Genomic DNA, 22,254 nt, shown 5'->3' with positions numbered 1-22,254 from the left:
CACCGTGCGTCCCCGGCCGGAACCTGCCTCGCGACGCCGCCGCAGTCAGCGAGGACCGCGCATCGTTCCGTTCACGACCTCCGCAAACTCATCGAAGCTGTCGAGCAGCGGTGTGCCGGCCTCGCCGGTCATGCGCACGAGCGCCCGCTCGTCCTTGAATCCGCTGCCCGTCACCAGGCACACGATGGGTTCGTTGGCGGCCACCTCGCCACGCGCGACGGCCTGCTCCACGCCGGCGAGCGCGACCGCCCCGGCCGGCTCGCTGAAAATGCCCTCGTCCCGGGCGAGCCGGGCCTGCCAGCGCCACACCGCGTCGTCCTCCACGACATAGCCCTGGCCGCCCAAGCGCCGGCAGGTCGCGATCACGTCATCTCCGTCCAGCACGCCGCCCACCTGCAGCCCGCTGATCGCCGTGGTCGATTCGACCGGCACGGCCGTCGCCGCACCGCCTCGCAGTCGCGAGGCGATCGTGTCGTTGCCCGCGGGCTGCACACAATGCACGCGCCCCGCCGCTCCCAGTTGCTCCACCCCGCGCGCCACCGCGAGGATCAGGCCGCCGCCGCCGGCCGGGCAGAAGATGCTGAACGCCCCCGCACCCAGCGACTCCGCAATCTCATAACTGATGGTTTGCACGCCCGCCATCCCGCGCGGGGATAGCGCGAACGCACTGATCTCATAGCCCGCGTCGAGCCGGTCGGCGAGCCCGCGGAGACCTTGCATGACACTCGCGTTCACCGCCGGGGACGTCCCGAATTTCCGGATACGGAACAGGTGCGCGCCATACGCGCGCATCTGCCGCAGTTTGCCTTCGGGCGCGCCCTCGACGATCGCCAGGTAGCATTGCAAACCCGCCCGGGCACAATAGGCCGCCAGCGCGGCCCCCGTGTTGCCGCTCGAGGTGCCGAGACACGCCCGCTTACCTTCCTGCCGCAGATGCGTCACCGCGGCGGCGGCGAACCGATCCTTGTAGGAGCCGGTGGGATTGGCGCCCTCGTATTTGAACCACAGGTTGGCCAGGCCCAGCGCCGGCCCGATCCGGCTCGAGCGGATCAGCGGCGTTTCGCCCTCGCCGAGGGTGACGGCGATCGCCGCCGGGGGGGCGTCCCATTTGTCTGAATACTTCCAGATGCTCATCGCGCGTTCTCCGTCCACGGACCGGTGGCACGGTTCACAAAACCCGTGGACATCGCGGTGGTGACCGCTCCCTTGCCCGGCACCTGCAACACTTCGCCATGCTCGACCAGCGCGTCGAACCGGCCGACCGGGGACGTGCTCGGTTGCAGGGTGATGATGTGGCCCTCGCCCCACAGCGGATACTGCGCGATGCCTCCGGCCGAATTCCACGACCAGGCGTAGGGAAATTTCTCCAGCTCCCACTCGAGGCCAAAACCGAGCTGCTTGCGCTCGTTCCAAACGCAGCCCCAGCCCGCTTCGAAGTCGGATAGCTGCACCGAGTGGTCCATTCCGCTGCCGGCCGGAGGCACGACGCTGCAGTCCCGGTTCCGTCCGCCGATGCGCTCGGGCACGAACGGCCAGCGCCCCTCGTATCCAGCTTTCAATTGCAACGCTTGCGGGTCCTCCGCCTGAAAAACCCGCACCGTTTTCGCCGGTGCAACGAGTCTCGCCCCGTCCAGCAGGGGACCGCCGAAGGTTGGGTGCTGCAGCCATGCCACCGGCAGCGCCGACGACGAGCGGTTTTCCACCGTTTCCTTCCAACCCAGCAGCGGGCTGTCCCGCCGCACGATCAGCTCGCGCCGATAGATCAACGGCGTGCGCACGGAGCGCCCCACGAGGGTGACGCGCAGCTGCTCCCGGTCCGCCACCAGGTTTTCGACCTCCCAGGGCAGCGCCCGCAATTCGCCGTGCGTCCCGAGCGGAGCGCCGAAATAGTTCCCGGCGAAAAAACCGTTCGGCAGCGACACATACCAGCTGCCGTCCATCACGTCATACAGGTCGCTGCCGCCGCTCACCGGCTGGTCGAGCAATCGCAACCGGGGCGGCTGGCCGTAGGGATTGCGCCAGATGATGTCGATTCCCGAACCGAGATCGACGTAGCTCGTGAGGGCGCCCCCCTTCTCCGGCCACAACTCGACGCGGTAGAAGGCGTTGTCCAACACAAGCCGGCGCTCCGCTCCGCGTCCGCTCCATCGGCCCACTGGTTTGGAATGCTTTCCAGTCCGCGGAGATTGTCGGAGGCCGACGGGCCCGGTTGGGTTGCGCGCCAACCGTGGTTTATTCGTTTTTTCCATGACTGCTCGTGTTGCCAAACTGGGTCTCGATCTGAGTGCGCTCGCCTCCGGCTTTCATCACCGTCGCTTCCAGGCGCGCGAAGTCGGCTTCGACGCGTGGATCTGGCGCGGAAGTCCCGGACCGGTGCTGCTGCTGAACGGCGGCACCCATGGCGACGAATACGAAGGCCCGACGCTGCTGCGGGAGTGGGCGGAAACCTGGCGTCCCTTGCACCTGCGTGGCACGGTCGTGATGGTGCCGGTGCTGAACGAGGCCGCCTTCTTCGCCGGCCAGCGTTTTCATCCTCGCGACGGCGGAAATCTCGCGCGGGCATTTCCGGGGAAGGCTCGCGGCACCGTCACGGAGCGGCTCGCCCACCTCTTCGACACCCAACTCCTCGCGCAAGCCACGCACTATGTCGATTTGCACAGCGGCGGGGCGGCCTACGAACTGCTGCCGTGGGTCGGCTACCTCACGCGGGACGACAAGGTCGGCCCGACGCAACGCGCCATGGCGGCGTGCTTCGATCGCTTCTGGTCCTGGGCCGGCCCCTTCCTGCCCGGTCGAACGTTGAGCGCAGCCCACGCCCGCAACATCCCCGCCATCTATGCCGAGTGCCGCGGCGCCGGCGGGATCGCAGCGAACGACCTGAGCGCGCTGAATCGCGGGCTGACCAACTTGCTGCGCTGGTCCGGTTGCCTCGCCGGCGCACCGTTGACGCTGGCTCGCCAGAAAACCCGCACGTCGGCCGATCCTGACGAAGCGCACCTGCAAGTCCATCACCCCGCCCCTCACGACGGCCTGTTCGTTCGAAAGGTGGAACTGGGCACGAGGGTGCGCCGCGGCCAGATCCTCGGCGTGGTGCACAAGCTGAACGGCGGACGGCTCCTCCGCATCAAAGCCGAGCGCAACGGCCGGGTCGTGCTCGTGCGTTATCAACGCTCGGTCCGGAAAGGCGACGCCCTCTTCACCCTCGCGCCGATCTGACGGCCCCCCGGGCAAGTGTATCCAAAACCTAATGACGGGGCTCGGTTCCCGCCGCGGACCGGGTCCTTCGCTCCGACCTGACGCGAACCGGAGCCCGTTCCGCCCGTTCATGCCAGCAAGCCGCCGTCGACCAGCCACGTGGTGCCCGTGACGAATTTCGCCCGGTCCGAACACAGAAACGCGACCGTTTCGGCGATGTCCGCCGGTTCCCCGGGCCCCAGCGGGGTCTGGTTGGCCACGTCCGAAACCACCCCTTTCGCCGCCAGCTCCTGCTCGAGCCGGGCGGAGGTGTCGACGCGGATGTCTCCAGGCGCGACGGCAATGACGCGGATGCGGTCCACCGCCAGTTCCTTGCCCATGGACTGGGCGAGGGAGGAAACCGCCGCTTTCGTTGCCGCGTAGATCATCGCGCCGCGTTGCGGCCGGATCGCATTGATTGACGAGATATGAACGATCACCCCGCCTCCGGCGGCCTTGAGGTGCGGCACCGCCGCCTGCGAACAAAAAACCACGCCGCCCAGATTCACGCTCACGAGTAGATTGAACTGCGCGGGCGCGACCGAACTCAGGCTCGCCATTGCCGGGGCGCCGACCACCGCGGCGTTGTTCACCAACACATCGAGGCCGCCGAGCTCCGCGGCGGCGGCGTCAACGAACCGGCGGCATTGCTCCGGATCGCCGACGTCCACGCGGAACGGAATCACGCCCCCGCCATAGCGCCGGACCAAAGGCGCCGCCACGGACGGATCCGGCTGCCCCACGGCCACGCGTCCTCCCCGCGCAAGAAAAGCCTCGGTGATGGCCCGGCCGATGTTGGTGGCCCCGCCGGTCACGATGACGCGTTGCGGCCTCATGTCGCTTCGACCACCCACAGCGAATGGCGAGCCGCCACCCGCCTCACCTCGCTGAAATGATGCACGGCCACCGCGTGTCCTTCGAGCGGTGTGGGACGGCTGACGATGAACTCCGCCCAGTCTCCGCCCAGATGCGCCACATAGGCGAGATGCAGATGCTCGATCGTCTGGCTGCCGGTCGTCTCGCCGAAAAACAGCACCGGTCCCGTGTCCACCTGGTAATAGCGGTGACGCTCGCTGTAATTGACCGTCTTGACCGGGTATTCGACCGTCACCTCCCCGCCGGCAATGGCGAAGGTGGTGCGCGCGACGACTTCCCTGTCCCCCGACAAAACCTCGATCACATCCTCGATCGCACCGAGCGCGCGGGCTGGGCGGCGGCGCAAGGCGAGCGAGTGGCTGTCGAACGCCACGACCGGATCGATGCACTGCCGTTCGGGCTGCGGTCCCAGCGACGGCGGATGCAGCATCACCCCCTTGGCTACTTTGTCCCAGCGCTTGATGACCATGAACTGGTCAGCACTGCTCACCGCGCACATGTCGGCGTTCGGCTGCATCCAGACATCGCGTTCGACAAACACCTGCTCGGTTTTGCACGACGTGCCGAGGCCGAACTCGCTTCGCTGTCCATCGTGCACGACCGTCGCCAGGCACTCGAGCGGCATCCGCACGTTGTTGAGCGACGTCGGCGGGGGCTGCGATACCGTCAGCATCGGCTTCTTCGTGGTGTCGCTGCGCCAGCGAATGAACGAGCGCGCAAAATCGGTCACCAGCGGGGACGTTTCAGGAGAGTGCATATGAAAACGGGAAGACAGACCGGACGGCCTCGCCGGCAGCGTCCGGCAACCGCTTCGGCACACAATTACGTTCAACTGGTCTGATCATTTGCCCAGTTTACCAGTGTTTCCCAGCGCGCGACTTGCGGCCCATTCTCAACGACATCGATGTGACGAGCATATCTTCCGAACTCGATTCGCGGAAAGGCGGGGGCACCTCAGGTTCGCGCGGCGTAGTCGTCGATGAACGCCCGGCAGTCGTCGTTCAGCGGGTAACCCAGAAAGCTGGCGGTGGACGAAAACAGTCCGCGGCGGACCATGTAGTATTTCAGACCCGTCAGCCAGCAGGCGATCGACTCGCCGCCGTAGATGCCGAAGAGAACCTGCTTCATGTCCGCCTCCACCGCTCGCGCTTCCTCGACCCGGCCGGCGGCGAACAGCCCGACGATCTGGTTGAGCTGGGCCGCCACGGCGACCGCCCCGCCGAACATGAAACCGTTGTAGCCAGCTTCCAGATAATCGATGCAGCGAAACTCATCGCCATTGAACAACTGCAGCGACGGTTTGGCGGCCCGCGCGGCCAACGCAATGGCGCGGCGATCGGGCGAACCGGAGCTGTCCTTCACCAGCCGGACCTGCGGCAGCAAATAGATCTCCTTCAGGCGACCCTCCGGGATCACGATCGGCCGGTGCCGGCCAAGGTCGTAGATGCCGACCGGCAGCGGGCTGGCGTTCGCCGCCTCCGCGAACAGTGCCGCGATCCGATCCGCGGTCGGATTCAAGAACGTCGCAGGCGACGCGATGACGGCGTAGTCGGCTCCCGCCTCCGCCACGCGTTCGATGTTGTCGAGAATGCGCGGCACCGAATTGTCGGAAACTTGCGCGGCGATTTTCAGTTTCCCCTCGGCCGCGCTGACCGCGGCCCTGATCAGACGGCTGCGTTCCCGGTCCTGCAACCACGGCCCCTCGCCGCAGGTGCCGGCAAGAAAGATGCCGTGGATCCCGGACGCGAGCGCATCCCGGATCATCTTGGCCACCGAACTCACTTCGACCGCGAGGTCGGAGGTGAGCGGAGTCGGAGTAGCCGACCAAATTTGCACAGCTGACATCTGTTTCATTGTTTTCAAACAGCCGAAACGCGACGCCTTCAACTAGCCTTATCTACTGGTAACCTGATATGAGCAGCTCATCTCCTCCCTTCGATATTCCGAAGCGTTTCTCCCTTTCCGCCCAGGCCGCCGCCTCGATCCGGAAAGCCATCGAGGAAGGCACGTGGAACGAATACCTCCCGAGCGAACGACGGCTCTGCGAGCTTTTCCAGATCAGCCGCCCGACCGTTCGCACCGCCCTTCATCTGCTGGCCAAGGAAGGCTTGCTGGATATCCGGCAAGGGCGTCTGAACCGGCTGCTTTCCACGCCTCGCGAGGGCGTCCGTCAGCAAAGCCGTCTGGTCGGTTTGGTCACGCATGAACCGGTCACGCGGGTCTCCCTGACCGCTTATCAGGGCATCAGCGAAATGCGGGCGCATCTGGCGGAGCACGGCTTCGCCACGGAAATCCTGGTTTGTCCGCCGCACAGCGCGCGCATGCAACGGCGGAAACTCGAGGAGTTCGTCCGCCGCAACCGTGTCTTCTGCTGCGTGCTGCTTTCCGTGAGCAAGGAACTCCAGCAATGGTTCTCGGAAAACTCGGTGCCGGCACTGGTCCTGGGCTCGTGTCATCCGGAGGCGAAGCTGCCCTCGCTCGATGTGGATTATCGTTCCGTCTGCCGGCACGCCGCCGGCGTGTTTCTGGGCAAAGGTCACCGCCGAATTGCGTTGGTGGTCCCAAACAGCGGCGTAGCCGGCGACATCGCCAGCGAAGAGGGATTTCACGAAGCCATCAGCCGGCGGCCGGCGGCGGACGATGCGCGCGCGGTGATCGTCCGCCATTACGGCACCGCCCAGAATATCGGCTCGAAGCTGGATGCGCTTTTCGCTTCGCGCGAGGCGCCAACCGCCCTGCTGGTCGCGAAGCCCCAACACGTGTTCATCGTGCTCATCTATCTGCTCAAACGCGGGCTATCGGTGCCGGACACGGTATCCTTTATCGCGCGCGATCACGATTATCTGTTCGAGACCGTCAGCCCGCCGATCACTCACTACAAATTCGGGGAGGAAACATTTGCCGACCGACTCTCGCGACTGATGCTACAGATGGTGCGCCAAGGTTATTTGGCCTCGGAACCAAACCTGATCTTTCCAACGTATTTCCCCGGGGGAACCGTCAAAAGTGTGGGCTGACAGGAGCATCTTCGCCACCGCTCCTCCGTTCCCCACGCGGAAAACCCGACGCTGCGGCCAGTTCAGGGAGAGCCGCGCAATAAATCTCAGGCCCAAGCCTGGGAAATAGCCGGACGTCTTCGCTGAAGACGCCGGCAGCCGATTTCAGAGTGAAGCCGTGGACCCAACGCGTTTGTTACACGTCTATGTAACAAAATATTTTTGTTGCACGACCGAAACTCCGCCGTTTGGTGATGCGAATGTCGCCTTCCCTGCTTTTCCCCGGGCCAGAAAGGGACGGCGCCCTTCGCGACAACGGTGATGTTCAAAGCCCGTCCAGTCCCGTGATGCCCTAACATCCCCCGCACGAAGCCAGCGACCGTCCGGCTCACGCTCCAGAGACCATTCCCCGCGCTGAACGTGCTCTCAAGCCGCATCCAAAAGTCACGCGGATGCGTTTCTCGAAACCTTTTTCCCGATGGCTCCTCGATTGTCCATGCACCTTCCACGATTCCTTTTCGCGCTTCCGCTCTCTTTCGTTTTGCTGTGCGCCGCCATTTGTCGCGCGCAGCAGCCCAACAGCACGATTGTCGCGCAGCTCGCCACGCCACTCGATTTCCAGCACAGCAGCGTGACCGGCTATACTCGTCAGCATTGGCTGGAGATCAACGAGCGGCTGCTCGCCGGAATTCTGCCGTATTTCGATGCGTCTGAGGGTGTGTTCCATCTGCCGCCGCCGAGTGGAGAACCGGCTTTCAACACTTTGGTGGATGCCCCCGACGGTCCCGACACCAATCATCAAGCGTTCGAGCGGATCATGATGCTTGCCGTCATCTATTCGGCCGCAACCGGCCGGGACACCATTCCCGGCTACAACGGATCGATCACGGAGCCGTTTCGCCGGGGAATGATCGCCGCGCTCGATCCCCAATCACCGCACCGTTGGCCGAAGCCTGCGAAAGGCGAACACGCAGGCTCCATCTTCGCGATGGGTGCCTTGTTGAGTCCGCAATTTTTCTGGGAGCCGTTCACGCCGCAGCAACGCAGCTGGATTCTCAACTACCTCAGCGATCTCGGCGAGGCACGTTCTTACGACAATAATCACTATTATTTCCATCTTGTCGCGGTGCCCCTCCTCGAACGCGAGGGGCGCGAAGCGCATCGCGCTCTGCACACCGACCGGCTCGAACGCCTGTTCGGTTGGTATCGTGGCGACGGCTGGTTCCTCGACGGCAGCAACATGACGTTCGACAAATACAACGCGTGGGGATTCCAGCTCTATAATCAGGTCGTGTATCGCCTCGATCCTGCGTGGCGCACGCAGTTCGGTCCGCGAATCGCCCAATCGAGCTGCGCGTATTTGGAAAGCTATCGTTATCTCGTGGGACGTGACGGCGCGCCGATCGCCTGGGGGCGGTCGTTGTCGTATCGTTTCGCCGAACTCGCCGCCGTGGGCTGGGCGTCGCTCAACGGACTCAACCCCCTGCCGCCCGGTGAAGCGCGTCGGCTGTCGTCGGGCGTGCTGAAATATTTCTGGGAAAACCACGCCCAAGATTCCGATGGCCTGTTGCAGGTTGGGTATCGCGCCACGAACGGAAGTGTCGCCGAGCCCTACAACGGCCCCGGCACGACCTACTGGGCGGCGCAGGGCCTGATCGCGCTGCTCATGCCGGAAAAGGATCCGTTCTGGACGGCCCCCGAGCTGCCAATTCCCGCCGATCTATCCGCAGACGAAACAAAAGTCATCGCAGGCGCGCGGATGGTCGCACGCGTTCGGCAGGACGGGGACGCGCGCCTCTACCCCGTTTCGCAGCCGTTTTCGCGTGCGCATGATCACTGGCAGCGTGGCGTCAAATACCAGCAACACGCGTATTCGAGTTCGCTCGGCTGGTGCACCCTGGGCGAAGGCACCGATCTGGGCGCGGGACGCACCGGCATCTCGCTCGACGGAAAAACCTGGCGCTATCGCGATCACGCCCGCGCGCTTTCCATCGCCGAAAACCACTTCGCGAGCGCGTGGGGTTTCGACGTGAACCTCAGCTACCAACCCGCCGTCGACGATCGTTACGAGGTGATCACGCACTCACTCACCACGCCACAAGGCGAGTTGCACGTCTTCTGGCATCAGAGCGCGCAGCCGGTGTATCTCTATCTCGGCGGCTACGGCATCGCCTCGCCCACAAAGGACGCGGTTCAGACGAAGACCTCGCAGAACTCCATCGCGCTCACGACGCCGCAGTTCTATTCGACGCTCCGCGTGATCCGCAGCCCCGAAGGCACCGTCGCGCACGAGGTGCTCGAGCCGCGCGAAAACTGGCGCTTCGCGCATCTCTTCGATCGCGTGGGCACGTTTCCCAGCTGGACCAGCCAATCGCCCGTTCCGGCCAACACACCCGTCGCGATCTATGTCGACGGCGGTCGCGGAGCCGACGCGCGCGAACCACGCATCGAACTCACGCAGACACCCGGTGCACTCGTGATCGACATCGACGGCGAGAAAACGTCGATCGCCACGCCGTGGTAACCCCGACGCGCGACACGCCAACGCACCTCTACGCGCGGCGGTCGTAGTAGACGAACCGCCTGCGCTTCCCCCGGCAGTTCGAGACCTAGATCGCGCCGCACGCGCACGCCTCGCCGACTGAAGTCGCCGCCGAGGGTGAAAACATAATTCGGGATGTTCTGAAGGTCCGAAGCTCCGCCCGCTCGCCCGAACCGATACGGTCCGTCGTTTTCCCGCGCGCGCAGTGTCACGCAAGTAGACCTCGTCGCCTCGCTCCGCCGGCGGGTCCGTGCCGAAACCTACTGCCTCGGAAACGCCGGCAATGCCCGTGCCTCCCCCCTGAAAACAAAGATCAGGCCCTGGACCAAGCCGTCTCGCGATTCCGCGATTGCCCGATCCGCTATTCGAATGTTTTCCCATGCGCATTTGTTTTAGAGACAGCCCCTTGGACGCTCCGGCGCAAGTCCCGAACGCGTGATCAACGCCGGTCCGCAGAGCTGACGGGGGAGCATCTTCTGCCATCGGCCGGTGCGCGTGGCCCTGACTTCGAAACGGCCGGCGCAACTTCCCCGACAAGCCACGGTGTGCAAGGCCTCTCGGCGCTTCTTCCACGGAAAGGAAGAAATTTCGTTGCGTCTCCCGTTTCACATGCGCATTTGATTTTAGCTAATTTGGTCAGCCCTTTACGTTTTATGCCCCCCTCTTTACCTCTAGGTCAACCTAGCGGCGCATCCGCGCCTTCCCTCCCCCGCCGTTTCGCATACGTGGGCACCGGTGGTCGCGTGCGCATGTTTCTCGATCCGGTGGCACAGCGCTACTCCGCTGAGGCGCAGATCGTGGCGCTCTGCGATCTGAGCACCGCCCGGATGACGTTTCACCGTGATCGGCTGAAGACCAAGTTCGGCTACGCCGAGGTGCCCGTGTATACGGCATCGCAGTTCAAGAGAATGCTGGCAGAAACCAGACCCGACGTCGTCGTGGTCTGCACCGTCGACGCCGAGCACCACCACTACATCGTCGAGGCGCTGCGCAGCGGCTGCGATGTGGTCACGGAGAAACCGATGACGACCGACGCCGCGAAGTGCCAGGCCATCTTCGACGCCGTTCGTGAAACGGGCCGCTCGGTTCGTGTCGCTTTCAACTATCGCTGGAATCCGGGAGTGACCAAGGTGCGCGAGCTTCTTTCGCAGGGCACGATCGGCGCGGTGCGCCACGTGACGATGGAGTATCTGCTCAACACCAGCCACGGCGCCGACTACTTCCGCCGCTGGCATGCGCACAAGGACCAGTCGGGCGGTCTGCTCGTGCACAAATCCACCCATCATTTCGACCTCGTGAACTGGTGGATCGATGCAATTCCGGCTGAGGTCTTCTCGCAGGGCGCGCTGATGTTCTACGGCCGCGATAACGCCGTTCGCCGCGGTGACGACGCTCTCACCGCCTATCCCCGCTATTACAAGCACCCAGTCGACGGCGATCCGTTTGCCTATACCTACGAACACTCGATGATCCGCGATTTGGAGATGGAACGCGCGCTCTATCTCGGCGCCGCGGAACGCGAGTCGGGCTACGTGCGCGATCGCAATGTCTTCCGGTCCGACATCGACATCGAAGATGTGATGAACGTGCTCGTCCGCTATCGCAACGGCACGCTGCTGAACTATTCGCTCAACGCCTTCAGTCCTTACGAGGGTTACCGCGTGGCATTTACTGGCGATCGCGGCCGTCTCGAATATCGCGAGTTTCACGGAGCGCACATCATCGGCGAGGGAACGCTGGGTTCCGAGCACGGGCGCGGCGAGGCGCGCGAACTGCGTGTCTTCCCGCATTTCAAGCCCTCCTATGCGGTCCCCCTGCCGGCGGCCGAAGGCGATCACGGGGGCGGAGACCCGCTGCTGCAGGAGCAGATTTTCTCGGCGCATCCGCCGAGCGATCCGTTTGGCCGCTCCGCCGGCCACGAACAGGGTGCGGCGTCGATCCTCATCGGCATCGCGGCAAACGCCAGCATCGCTTCGAAGCAACCGGTGGCGATCTCGTCGCTGCTGTCACTGAACCCTTCTACTCACCGTCTCTCGGAACTCATCTGATGATCTTACGCATTTTCACCTCGCTCACACGTTCCCCGCTCCCCCCTGTGCAACGTGGGTCGGCTCGGCGCGTGCTGGGCGGCCTCGCTCTCCTTTTGAGTTCGTCCGCGCTGGCAATTGGCGCGCCCGAGAAACTCGGCGCCGAATGGCCAACAGCAACGCCGGAAGCCTACCAACTCTCCGGTCAGCGCCTCGAGGACGCCTGGCGCGTGATGCTGCATCAAAAGAGCACCACGTTCCTCGTGATCCGGTCCGATCACGTCGTGTTCGAGCGCTACGTCGATGGTTACAGCCGCACGACGCCGCACTACACCGCTTCCTTGGCGAAGGCGCTTGTCGGCGGCTTGTCACTCATGGTCGCGATGGCCGACGGTTGTATCCGTCCTGAGGATGCAGCGAGCGACTATGTGGTCGCATGGCGGGACGATCCCGTCAGGAGACAAATCACGGTCGCACAACTCGCCACTCACACTTCGGGGCTCGACGATGCGAACGAGAACGGCATTCCGCACTCCAAGCTCCCTGGCTGGAAGGGCGAATTCTGGAAATTTCTCCCGGTCCCGCGCGATCCGTTCACGCTCTCGCGCGATGAAGTGCCCGTGATGTTCACGCCCGGCTCAAAGGCGCTCTACAGCAATCCCGGAATCGCAATGCTCAGCTATTGCGTCACCGCCTCGCTCCGCGGCACCAAGCATTCGGATCTCGACGGGCTGCTGCGCGAACGCGTAATGAACAAAATCGGCGTGCCCGCAAACGAGTGGTCGATCGGTTACAACGGTCCGGTGCAGCTTGACGGGCTCTCGTTGATCGGTTCGTGGGGTGGCGCGAATTTCAGTCCGAACGCCGTCGCTCGCGTGGGTCGCCTGCTCGCCCGTCGCGGCGATTGGGACGAAGAGCAAGTCATCCCGTTTGACATCGCGACGCGCGCGGTCCGCCACGCCGGTCTGCCCAACTTCTCCGGCCTCAGCTGGTGGGTGAATCGCAATCTCGACGGCACGCGGGTGCTGCCGCAGGCGCCCGACGATGCGTTCTGGGGCCTCGGCGCCGGCGGGCAACTTCTCTTCGTCGTTCCAAGCCTCGATCTGATCGTCGTGCGCAATGGTGGCGGTTTTCCGCTCGGCGCGAGCACGCTGAAGATGGTCGAGAAACTCGTGATCAATCCCGTGCTCGACGCCTTCAGGCGCGAAGCGCCTTTGTCCCTGTCCAAGTAGTCCGGTGATCTCGCGCCTCGAGTGACCAGAACCTTCCGCGGCGATGACGCGTTTTCCATGCGTCGCGCGACGTTCGTGACGGCTTCGGACCGCTGAGGCAGCCGGAAGCGACCTATCAAGTAAATCTTCTCATCGATAATCCAAGAGACGTCGGGACATCTCGCAGAGGCGCCCGGACTCAAACAAATCGGCGGCCGATCTCCGGCCGCCGAAGTTTTTAATGATGAGCGAGGCGAACCCGAGGTTCACCTGCTTTGAAAACACCTCGGCTCACAAGTCCGAGATCGAAACGTCATCGAACGCCGCCGTGGTCGCGTAAGTGCCCAACGCGACATCGCCCGTCGCGATCGTGGAGTCGGTGGCTTGCACGAGCAACTGGCCATTGACGTAACCGCGAATCGAGCTCCCCTCCGCTTCGAGTTTCATCACACACCACTGTCCTTCGCTCACGCCCGAGGCCACCGGGCCGGCGATGACGACCGACGAGCCGCCATTCGCCTTTTTCAAGGTGGCATTTCCGGATTCGCCAATCGTGAGGAAGTAGGCGTGCGAGGCGTCGGTGTAGCGCACGCAGAGCATCACCGAACCGCTGGTGCTCCGGAAATCCAGCGGACACACATCGGCCTGGATGCTGTGATCCGAAGAGTTCGCCGCGTGCGAGGAGCGCGCGTTGATGGACGTGCCGGTGTTAGTCTGACGATAGGTCTTCGTCGTCGAGTCCACCGTCCACGTCCCGCCAGACGGCGTCCAGCCGTTCGCATCCCCGTCTTCGAAGTCGTCGAGTACCGTATTGGACGAGCCCGTGGTCGGGCTGGCGGTCATTTGGTCGAATCGTGCGGCCGCGAAGTAGGTTCCGATGGCGACGCGTCCGCCGGTGAATGGCGAACTCGAGTCGGTGCCGTTCAACGTCACGCTCGGCTGCGAGGGATTCGTGAGATTGCTCACGGTCGCCGTCAGAGTCGCCGTCGACGTGCCCGAAACCGTGAGCCGCACGTGATACCACGAGTTCGTCGCGATCGGGAAAGTCGCCGTCGTCTCGGAGTCGAACGTCGTCACCGTTCCACCGCTGATCTTGCGCAGTTGCACGGTTTGTCCGCCCGACGGAGCGTTGCGCAGTGTGACGTAGTAGCCGTTCTTGAAATCCTGATACCGCACGTAAACGGCGCAGAACCGATCCGTGCCGTTGAACGAGGTCGGCTTCACATCGACCTCGATCGTTTGATTGCCGAACCAGTTGGTCGCTGCGAGCACAGCGCGCGCTTCGCCTGTGTCGTCGCTTTGCTGCAGCACCTTCGAACCATCGGTCGCGATGGACCAGTTCGGTGCATTGCCGTCGGGGATCCACCCGTTGAAGTTGTTATCCTCAAACGTGTCCGTCACGGCGACTGCGGCGCTCGGAGCGCGCTCCACTTCGAGCGCGGGCTCGTGCAGCCACTCTTCGAAGTTCTTGTAACCATCGCCGTCATCGTCGCCCAACGGATTCGTGGGCAAGGCAAGTGGAGGACGCGTCGACGTGCTCGCCAGCACCGCCCAAGGATCGGAGCCGAGGTCGGCAGGATACTCGACGAACTCGCCCGTCAGCGTCGCCACTTCGTTGATGAGTGCGGCGTCCCACGCGTCGCGCATTGCGGGCATCTTCCCGGCCGACAGCAACACGGTCGCGGGCACTTCGCCATTCGGCAGCGGACTCCACGTGACGCCACCCGAGTTGACGTAGGGGTCAGAGCTGAGATGCGTAACGGGATTTTGAGACGATGCCGTGTCATCGCTGACAAAAGAAGAGTCCCATTGATTTCCCGACGTTGGTCCCCAAGTGCCCATCGAGCGATCAAGGTTGGTGTTGTCGCTTAAAAACACGCCGGTGCCGGCGATTACATCGCCCTTAATTTTGAGCACCGCTTTGTTGTAATTGGTGAAATTGTGGAGAACGGGCTCAGTGTCGTTATCGGGCGCAGCCTGGAATTCCATCATCAATGAGTAGGGCGTTTTCTTCCGCAGAAAGACGTTCCCGATCAGTGACACCGCGTAAGGCGACCAGCCATTTCTCATGTAGGCCACGGAATCCGTGAACGCGCCGGGATTGTAGATGTAGTTGTTAACGACCTGGGCCCCCTGGGTCGTGTCGTTGATGAGCGGATTTCTCGCCCAGCAAAAGGCGAAGAGGTTTTTGAGCACCGATACTTGAGAGGTGTTTCGACCCACGATCAGTCCATAGCCATGGGAGCCCTTTTCGTGGTTACCATTGAGGATGGGCTTGCTGAAGATGCAGTTTAGGAAAGTAACTTTCTGCGCATACGAGGCCGGGCCCGCTGAGTTATCGAATTTCCCCCACACCGACGCCGTCTCATCCACTGCCCAGCTCATGGAAACGTGGTCGATAACGACATTCTGCACCGTCGTTCCAGACTGCGGCTCGACCTTGATGCAATCGCGATTGCTCAGCGCATGCTCATCGCCAACTCCGTTGCCCGGGCGGATGGCAATGTGCTGAATCAAAACATCGCTGCCCCAAATCTGAATGCCGCAACCCTTCAACGTGATGCCCGGAAAGGGCGCCGTCTGGCCAGCGATCATCAGGTTTCCATATGCGCCCGCCTTGACCCGCAGGTCCGTGGCTAGATTGATCACGCCTGCGACGTCGAAGATGATGACGCGAGGTCCGGAGCAGTTTTCCACGAACTCGCGCAAGGTGCCCGCTCCACTGTTCGCCAGGCTAGTCACACGATAGATTTTGGAGGCGTCACTGATATTGCGCGCGGCCACCGTGTCCGTGCCGTAACCGACGGCTCCCGGAAAAACCGGCAAAGCGGAAGCGAGTGAAACAACACACAAACAACACCCGGCGACGAGCGCCCGGCGGAATCGGAGGAACGATGAAGATTTCATGTCTTCGACTTCTCGCCACCCGCCGCAAAGATGCGCCCCCACGTCCGCCGCAGATTCCCTGCGACCGGCGTGTTTACGGCCGGTGGCTACTGGTTTTCGAGGCAGGCATCAGGGCAAAGTGCGGAGCAACGCGCATGCGGATCGAGCCGTGCGGCCATCGCTCAAAGGGGGATATCCGTCCGGGCAGACCGCGCCTCGCCCGGTGCGGCTTCGCGCGGTCCGCAACGCAGCACCTAGTCGACCGCGTTCGCCAGCGGCGCCGGAGCCGCGTGCACGTTGTCGAAAGACACGTCACTGAAATATGTGAGCAACGCCACGCGTCCCGTGACATAGGTAGCGTCGGCTCCTTCGAGCACGAGCTGGCCGTCCACATAGGCGCGCAAACGTGAGCCGACTACTTCAAGCGTCATCCGATGAGGCACGCCCGGTGTGACGGTGAACGGCAACGGCACGGGCGGCACAAGGTTCGTCGCCACGGCTTTGGTCAGCCGCTTGAGTTCCGCCGTGTTGTTCGTGCGCAACACGAAATAATAATAGTCGTCCGGCGTCTGGTAACGCGCCGCCACCCCGAAGAACCGGTTCGAGCCCGAGACGGCGTTCAAGGTCACGTCCGCCTCAACAACTTGATCCGCCCACTCGGCCGATTGCAGGACCGCGCGGTTCGACACGGCGGTCACATTCGACTGCCGCAGAACGCGATTGTCGCCCTGCTCCGCGACCGCCCACGTCCCCGTGCCATCCGAAACCCAGTTCGAAGCATCGCCGTCCTCGAAGTCATCGAAGGTCGCATTCTTCACAGTGACGGAAACCGGCGCGGAGATCGCGGTGTTGCCCAGAACATCGCGCGCGATGGCGGTCAGCGTGTGCCCGCCATCCGGGATTTGCAGCGTGTTCCACTCGATCGTAAACGGCGCCGCCGTGTCTTCCCCGCCGAGAGACACGCCATCGACCTGAAAGCTCACTCCCGCCACACCGCTCGCGTCCGTGGCCTCCGCGCTCAACGTCACCGTGCCGGCGAGTTCGGCGTCCGCCGCGGGAGCGCTCAACACGATCGTCGGCGCCGCCCTTTCCGCCGGATCGCGCAGAATGCTGCCGCTGTTCAACATAAGCCGGTCCGCCGTGACGCGGCCGTTCACTCGCGCATTCCCGTTGAGAATCACGGCGCCACTCGGAGCCACGATCGAACCGTGCAGGACTGCGCCGCTGTTGAGCGTCGCGCCGCCGGCGGCGATGCGCAGCGTCAACCACTCGGGATGGACCGCCTCTCCGATCGTGGCCTGATTGAGGATCGCGCCCGTTGCGAGTGTCAGCTCGACCGGACCGGCGATTTCGATCGCGGCGCCATGGTTGAGTGTCAGTCCCTGCAGCGCATAACGCGCCGGCACGGTGGCGCCGGGCGTCCCCAGGCGGAAGCGGGAGCCGCCGCTGGCAACGAAGTTGCCGTAGTTGCCCGGCGGCACCCCAACCGTGCCCGCGCCGGAATTCAGCGTAAGATTGCGCAGGGTGGCGAAATCGCCGACGCTCGCGTTATCTGTATTTAGGGAAACATTACGCGTGCCCGTGGGCGCGGATGGCGCCGTCACCGTCGGCCAGCCCGCTGCATCCACGCAGCGCACGAGATCGCGCAGGATGGCGCTGCCATTGAGCGTGACCCGATGGCTGGTCGGGGTGGTCGAGCCCGGTCCGTCAACCACGCCGGCGAAATCGGGCGAGCCGTTAAGCTGCACCGCCGGTGCTCCCGGCAACAGCAGATCGCTCGCGATCGCGGCATTGCTGTTGAGCGTGACGCTCTCGGGCAGGGCCACCTGCACCGAACCGTCGACGAGCCCGTTGATCGTCGGAGCGTGACGCACGAATACGGTCGGCTGAATCGTCAGCGCACCGGTCGCAGATTCGTTGTAGCCCGGCGACGTGACGGTCGCAGTCACCAGATAAGTGCCGGGATAAACCGGCGGCTGGGTGCTGCCATCATAGCGCACGTCAACCGCGAGTTGCTCCGGATTCGTCACCACGGTCGCCGGCAGCGGTTCACCCGTGTAACCAAGATCGAGATACGAGAGCGCGACAACCGGCGGGCGGCCCTCGACCGTGATCGCCACCGTATCCGAACCTTGCGCACCTTGAGCATCGGTTACCGTCAAGGTGACTTCCGTGGTGCCCAACGGCAGAACGATCGCAGGCGTCGGGCCCGCCGCGCTGCCGCCCGCCCAGGACCATGAGTAAGTGAGATCGCCGCCGTCGTAGTCGAAGGAGCTCGAACCATCGAGCGACACCAGCGCCGAGGATTCCCCGTGCACGACGATGAGCCGGTCCGGACCCGCTTGCGCGACCGGCGGGCGGTTGGCGGCGCTTTCCACCGCGGCCGACATCTGGTGCAGCCATTCCTCGAGGTTCGTATAGCCGTCGCCGTCCTCATCTCCGGACGGATCGTCGGGCGTCACCAGCGGACGCGAAACCTCGGTGCGGACGGAAGCCCACGGGTCTTCGCCGAGGTCGGACTCGAACGCGACGAAAGCGCCGTTGCGGTTGTGCACCTTCGCCACCAGCTCCGCGTCAATGGGATCGCGATGGGCGGGAAACTTGCCCGCCGTTGCCACGACGCGCGCCTCGACTTCTGCAGAAGGCCAGGCCGCCCACCCGGTGCCGCCCGATCCCGCGTAAGGATCGAAATCCAGGCGGACGACATGGTTCACCGGGCTGTCACGAAAAATCGTGGAGCTCCATGGGTCTCCATCCGTTGGATACCATTGCGAGTCCTGCGGGTTGAAGACGCGATTGTCGGCCAGGTAGAACTGCGCGCCCGCCGGAAGATCGTCATGCGCATAGATCCCGGTATTGTAATAGGACGTGTAGTTTTCGACCACGGTCGTCCCATCGGCCCGTCCCATGGCCACGCTGAACGGCACCGGATGGCGGACGATCACGTTGCCGACGACGGAATTGGTCAGCGTTTCCGGCATGCCGCCGGGTCCGGCGAGATAGATGGCCGTGTTGGACCACACGCCCGGCCGATAGATGAAATTGTTCACGATCTGCGCACCGGCGGTGATGTCGCGGATAAGCGGGTTTCGATTCCAGTTAAACGCCATCAGATTCCGCGCGATGGTGACGTTTGCCGTGTGACGGCCGGAGAGCGGACCGTAGCCGTGCGCGCCCTTGTTGTGGCCGCCGTTGAGGATCGGTTCGGCGAAGATGCAGTTCGAAAACGTCACCTCCCGCACGCTGCCCTTGTCGCTCCAGATCGAGGCGATCTCGTCGGTCGCCCACGAAGCGGAGACGTGATCGATCACGACATTTCCGCCCAGGACGTTCTCGCCGGTCTCGACGCGGATGCTGTCGCGGTTGTCCGGAGGCGTGAGGTCCCAGCCCGGCTCGGAACGCTGCAACGTTCCCGGCCGAATCGCGAGATGCTGAATCAGCACGTGCTGCGCGGAGATGACGATGCCCGCGTTCTTCAGCGTGATGCCGGGATACGGCGCGGTCTGGCCGGCGATCGTGAGGTAGCCGTGCTCCCCGGCACCATCGCGCGCGCGAATCATCAGATTGCGACGCAGCTCGATCACGCCCGCGACTTCAAACACGATCACCCGCGGACCGGTGACCTTCTCGATGGCCCAGCGCAACGAGCCGGGGGGCGGATTCTGATAGTCATCCAGCAAAGTGGTCACGCGCACCACCTGCCCGCCCCGCCCGGCAGGAGTATCGCTGCCATAGCCGACGGCGCCAGGAAACACCGGGAGCGCAAAGCTGCTCAGCGTCGCGGCGAAGCCGGCAAACGCGAAAACCAAAACACGGAACAGGACACGGGGCCAGACACACAGGGGCATAGCGGTGGTGGGTTTTTCGCTGATGACGCAGAAGGGCGCATCAACAAGGGAGTTCTCGGAGCGGAAAAATCGCCCACTACAATTCAAATGCGCATTTGTAATCGTCAATGACAAACGGTAACGGCTCCTCGTGGCCATAGGAGAAGCATCCCCCTCACATCTGCGTTCTGTTATATTTGTGGTTAAATAATTTATGAATAACGGACGGCGGTGCCCGTCGATGCCACCTGTAAAATCCCCGGTGCCGCATCCCGGGCAAATCACGCCGCTGACATCATTATTCCCATTCGCATTTGATTAGTGACTGCGTGCGCTCTCGCTGGAGCGAGCACCTTCTCACGGGGCGTGGGAAACAAAGCGATTTATGGCCGTTCGCGTTTGATGCGTGCAGCGCCACCGGCTTCGAACGGAAAGGTGATCGTCCAGTCGCCGACGTGCACCGTGGCGTCGTCTTTCGTCCGGGTGAGTTTCGCATCCTTCGCTTTCACCGGTTTCGCGCCGACATCGTCGACGAAGAGCACATGAAGGAAATAATCGCGCAAATGCGGCTGGCGTGGCGAAACCTCGAGGCGCCACTCGCCGGGCTCGCGGCCCGGTTTCTTACGTGTCGTCGGGATCCAGGAATAATTTTTCCCGTCCACCCACGCATCCTTGCCCGGCCCGCCGATGAGCTCGAGCTTCGCTTTTTCCGGTAGAAGGGTGATGCAGGAAAGGCGGCCGCCTTTATGCTCTGCGACGGTCACGACACCGTTCATAACCGGCTCGTTCACTGTGTGCAGCAGGAAGCGTTTTTGGAACTCCACTTTCACACTCTCAACACGATCGAACACCACGACGACCGGATGCGCGTGACCTGAATTCCTCAGGTAAACGATTTCGCGCTGCGCGAGCCGCACGCGGTCGGCGTCATAAGCCTTCGTGGCATCGCCGGACGCATACGTGTAGTCCGTCGTGTCGGCGCAACGCGTGATGCCATCCATGTGCGCGTATCCGCCAGGCTGAATGTCCGCGAGGGTCCACGGATCTTTACGAAAGATCTGGCCGCCGTCGTTCGACGCCGGGCCTTCCAGCACGGTCATCTCCTGCTTTGGATCGAACACGACGATCGCGTTGTGCGCGATCGTGCGCGTGAAGTAGTTCCGCCAGTGCACCCCGTTGTAACCGCCTTCGAAGGCCTTGCCTTCGTCGTAGAGGCCCGAATCGATCGCGAGCCCGCCGCGATAATGCAGCGTGAACGAGTTCGAATCCCGGTGCAGATGATTTGTCGAATAGAACGAGGGCGCGGTAAACTGGAGCATCGTCGTCTTCTCGTCCCAGCGATCACGCGCGATGACGACGCCGGCATTGCGGAAGTGACGGCTGAGTGCGAGCGGCGACTCCGGAGCGTCGGGCGCGAGCGGTTTCACGCATTTGTCGCCGTACAGGATGTCCGCGAACCGGTCCCTATGCTCGCGAATCGCCCACGCCGCGCGGCGGTCCTTGAAGATTCCCGACGCGATCATGAGCAGATCGGGATGATAGGCATTGAGGTCGTCGGTGACCGTGTAGGCGTCACCAGTGTTAGGATACGTCCCGTCTCCCTGGCGACCGTAGATCCAGAACAGCGGCAGTTTCGCCTGCCACGGGAAGAAAACGCATTCGTTCGTCGCCGTGGACCATGCGCAATGAATGCTGCCCGTCAGGTAGGCGGCGCTGTAGGACCAGGCCATGTGATAGCCGCCGTCCTGCGCGATCCAGCCCTGCGCGGGAAAATAGCCGTCGAGCCAGTGCGCACGAACCTGCAGCAATCTGTCGCGCAGCTCCGGCTGTTCGGTCACGAGTGCGAGCAGACCGGCGGCCAGCGTGAAGTTGCCCCAACGCGAATGGTTGCCGATGTAATTTGCCCGCGCGGCAAAGTGCCACGCGTGGTCGAGATGCGCGAGAATCGCCTCGGCCAGAGTCTTCCGTTCCTCAGCGGTCAGCGCCGGATACAGCCAGTCGTAGGCGATCGCGAGGCACTGCAGACGGCCGCGATACTCGGCATCCGGTCCGACCGGACCCGCCGCAGCAAGCGCCGCGGCCCACTCCTTGCTCCATCTCACGTAGCGTTCGTCGCCGGTAACAGTCGCCGCGAATGCGACGCTTCGTCCGATTGCCCAATCCTTCAGGTAAGGACCCTTCGCGAACTCCCCCGGCGGAGCCGAGAACGCCTGCTTCTCGATGAGGTCGGTCATCGCCTTCCACTCGGGCGCAAAGTCGCCGCGGATGCGCTCGCGAATCGCCGGCAAATCCGTGTCGCGGAAAAACAGCCGCGGATGCCCCGCATAGACCTCGAACTTCGCGAGATCAGACTGAATCGTGACCTCCGGAATCCCCTCCTGGCCGATCGCATAATCCGCGCGAACGGAAAAAGGAGGGAGCAGAAGGAGCAGAGACGCGAAAGGAATCTTGTTCATGAAAAAAAGAGAGCTCCGACGATTCATCGCGCGGCGGGATTCGGCCGGAATGTGGCGTGACGCACGGAAACTCATCCTCACCCGAGAAGACCAGTCATACGGTTTTCCCATCGGCGCTCACCCACTCGTCCATCCCGTCGTCCAAGCGTGACGACGGGCACGGCATAACCAATCAGTGCAGGAGCGTCGAAGGGTGCGA

13 protein-coding genes are annotated in these 22,254 nt (G+C 63.4%); 5 read left to right on the top strand and 8 right to left on the bottom strand.

What is annotated here, in order from left to right:
* Window positions 1-45 precede the first annotated feature (45 nt).
* Window positions 46-1,134: a threonine synthase gene (locus AC6RV7_RS18870; RefSeq protein ID WP_500095750.1), complete on the bottom strand. Its 1,089-nt coding sequence runs from the start codon at window positions 1,132-1,134 to the stop codon at window positions 46-48.
* Window positions 1,131-2,117, bottom strand: a complete 987-nt coding sequence (locus AC6RV7_RS18865) for an aldose epimerase family protein (RefSeq protein ID WP_500095749.1) — start codon at window positions 2,115-2,117, stop codon at window positions 1,131-1,133. The genes AC6RV7_RS18870 and AC6RV7_RS18865 overlap by 4 nt, the downstream gene beginning before the upstream one ends.
* Before the next feature lie 130 nt (window positions 2,118-2,247).
* On the opposite strand from AC6RV7_RS18865, the gene AC6RV7_RS18860 reads away from it, so the two are divergent.
* A complete protein-coding gene (locus tag AC6RV7_RS18860) occupies window positions 2,248-3,216 on the top strand; it encodes a succinylglutamate desuccinylase/aspartoacylase family protein (RefSeq protein ID WP_500095748.1) in 969 nt (322 codons plus the stop codon).
* Window positions 3,217-3,323: 107 nt separating this feature from the next.
* On the opposite strand, the gene AC6RV7_RS18855 is transcribed toward AC6RV7_RS18860, so the two are convergent.
* The 3 genes from AC6RV7_RS18855 to AC6RV7_RS18845 all read right to left on the bottom strand — a co-directional run bounded on the left by AC6RV7_RS18855 (window position 3,324) and on the right by AC6RV7_RS18845 (window position 5,955).
* Window positions 3,324-4,070: an SDR family NAD(P)-dependent oxidoreductase gene (locus AC6RV7_RS18855; RefSeq protein ID WP_500095747.1), complete on the bottom strand. Its 747-nt coding sequence runs from the start codon at window positions 4,068-4,070 to the stop codon at window positions 3,324-3,326.
* The gene (locus tag AC6RV7_RS18850) at window positions 4,067-4,867 is read right to left on the bottom strand and encodes a hypothetical protein (RefSeq protein WP_500095746.1); all 801 of its coding nucleotides are present in this window, start codon (window positions 4,865-4,867) and stop codon (window positions 4,067-4,069) included. The genes AC6RV7_RS18855 and AC6RV7_RS18850 overlap by 4 nt, the downstream gene beginning before the upstream one ends.
* Before the next feature lie 197 nt (window positions 4,868-5,064).
* Entirely contained in the window at window positions 5,065-5,955 is an 891-nt protein-coding gene (locus AC6RV7_RS18845) for a dihydrodipicolinate synthase family protein (RefSeq protein WP_500095745.1), read from the bottom strand.
* A gap of 68 nt (window positions 5,956-6,023) precedes the next feature.
* Here AC6RV7_RS18845 and AC6RV7_RS18840 point away from each other — a divergent pair, with 68 nt between their 5' ends.
* From AC6RV7_RS18840 to AC6RV7_RS18825, 4 genes are all read left to right on the top strand, one after another.
* The gene (locus AC6RV7_RS18840) at window positions 6,024-7,127 is read left to right on the top strand and encodes a substrate-binding domain-containing protein (protein ID WP_500095744.1); all 1,104 of its coding nucleotides are present in this window, start codon (window positions 6,024-6,026) and stop codon (window positions 7,125-7,127) included.
* A 457-nt stretch (window positions 7,128-7,584) separates the two neighbouring features.
* Window positions 7,585-9,630, top strand: a complete 2,046-nt coding sequence (locus AC6RV7_RS18835; protein WP_500095743.1) for a DUF2264 domain-containing protein — start codon at window positions 7,585-7,587, stop codon at window positions 9,628-9,630.
* A 743-nt stretch (window positions 9,631-10,373) separates the two neighbouring features.
* A complete protein-coding gene (locus AC6RV7_RS18830; protein ID WP_500095742.1) occupies window positions 10,374-11,696 on the top strand; it encodes a Gfo/Idh/MocA family oxidoreductase in 1,323 nt (440 codons plus the stop codon).
* A 95-nt stretch (window positions 11,697-11,791) separates the two neighbouring features.
* Complete coding sequence (locus tag AC6RV7_RS18825; protein ID WP_500095741.1) at window positions 11,792-12,907, top strand: serine hydrolase domain-containing protein; 1,116 nt, start codon at window positions 11,792-11,794, stop codon at window positions 12,905-12,907.
* A 270-nt stretch (window positions 12,908-13,177) separates the two neighbouring features.
* Here AC6RV7_RS18825 and AC6RV7_RS18820 read toward each other — a convergent pair whose 3' ends face one another.
* From AC6RV7_RS18820 to AC6RV7_RS18810, 3 genes are all read right to left on the bottom strand, one after another.
* The gene (locus tag AC6RV7_RS18820) at window positions 13,178-15,712 is read right to left on the bottom strand and encodes a hypothetical protein (RefSeq protein WP_500095740.1); all 2,535 of its coding nucleotides are present in this window, start codon (window positions 15,710-15,712) and stop codon (window positions 13,178-13,180) included.
* 314 nt (window positions 15,713-16,026) lie between these two features.
* Window positions 16,027-19,620, bottom strand: a complete 3,594-nt coding sequence (locus AC6RV7_RS18815) for an Ig-like domain-containing protein (RefSeq protein WP_500095739.1) — start codon at window positions 19,618-19,620, stop codon at window positions 16,027-16,029.
* Between the two features lie 362 nt (window positions 19,621-19,982).
* The gene (locus tag AC6RV7_RS18810) at window positions 19,983-22,055 is read right to left on the bottom strand and encodes a heparinase II/III domain-containing protein (protein WP_500095738.1); all 2,073 of its coding nucleotides are present in this window, start codon (window positions 22,053-22,055) and stop codon (window positions 19,983-19,985) included.
* Window positions 22,056-22,254 lie beyond the last annotated feature (199 nt).

The organism is Opitutus sp. sgz309028 (genome assembly GCF_059821195.1).
The sequence above is the reverse complement of the archived record's forward strand: the minus strand, read 5'-3'. Positions and strand labels throughout refer to the sequence as shown.

What these genes read in the sequence shown, in the direction of transcription:
- AC6RV7_RS18870 (WP_500095750.1), bottom strand. Translation starts at nt 1,134, where the DNA reads ATGAGCATCTGGAAGTATTCAGACAAATGGGACGCCCCCCCGGCGGCG.
- AC6RV7_RS18810 (WP_500095738.1), bottom strand. Translation starts at nt 22,055, where the DNA reads ATGAACAAGATTCCTTTCGCGTCTCTGCTCCTTCTGCTCCCTCCTTTT.
- AC6RV7_RS18835 (WP_500095743.1), top strand. Translation starts at nt 7,585, where the DNA reads ATGGCTCCTCGATTGTCCATGCACCTTCCACGATTCCTTTTCGCGCTT.
- AC6RV7_RS18860 (WP_500095748.1), top strand. Translation starts at nt 2,248, where the DNA reads ATGACTGCTCGTGTTGCCAAACTGGGTCTCGATCTGAGTGCGCTCGCC.
- AC6RV7_RS18815 (WP_500095739.1), bottom strand. Translation starts at nt 19,620, where the DNA reads ATGCCCCTGTGTGTCTGGCCCCGTGTCCTGTTCCGTGTTTTGGTTTTC.
- AC6RV7_RS18855 (WP_500095747.1), bottom strand. Translation starts at nt 4,070, where the DNA reads ATGAGGCCGCAACGCGTCATCGTGACCGGCGGGGCCACCAACATCGGC.
- AC6RV7_RS18850 (WP_500095746.1), bottom strand. Translation starts at nt 4,867, where the DNA reads ATGCACTCTCCTGAAACGTCCCCGCTGGTGACCGATTTTGCGCGCTCG.
- AC6RV7_RS18840 (WP_500095744.1), top strand. Translation starts at nt 6,024, where the DNA reads ATGAGCAGCTCATCTCCTCCCTTCGATATTCCGAAGCGTTTCTCCCTT.
- AC6RV7_RS18845 (WP_500095745.1), bottom strand. Translation starts at nt 5,955, where the DNA reads ATGTCAGCTGTGCAAATTTGGTCGGCTACTCCGACTCCGCTCACCTCC.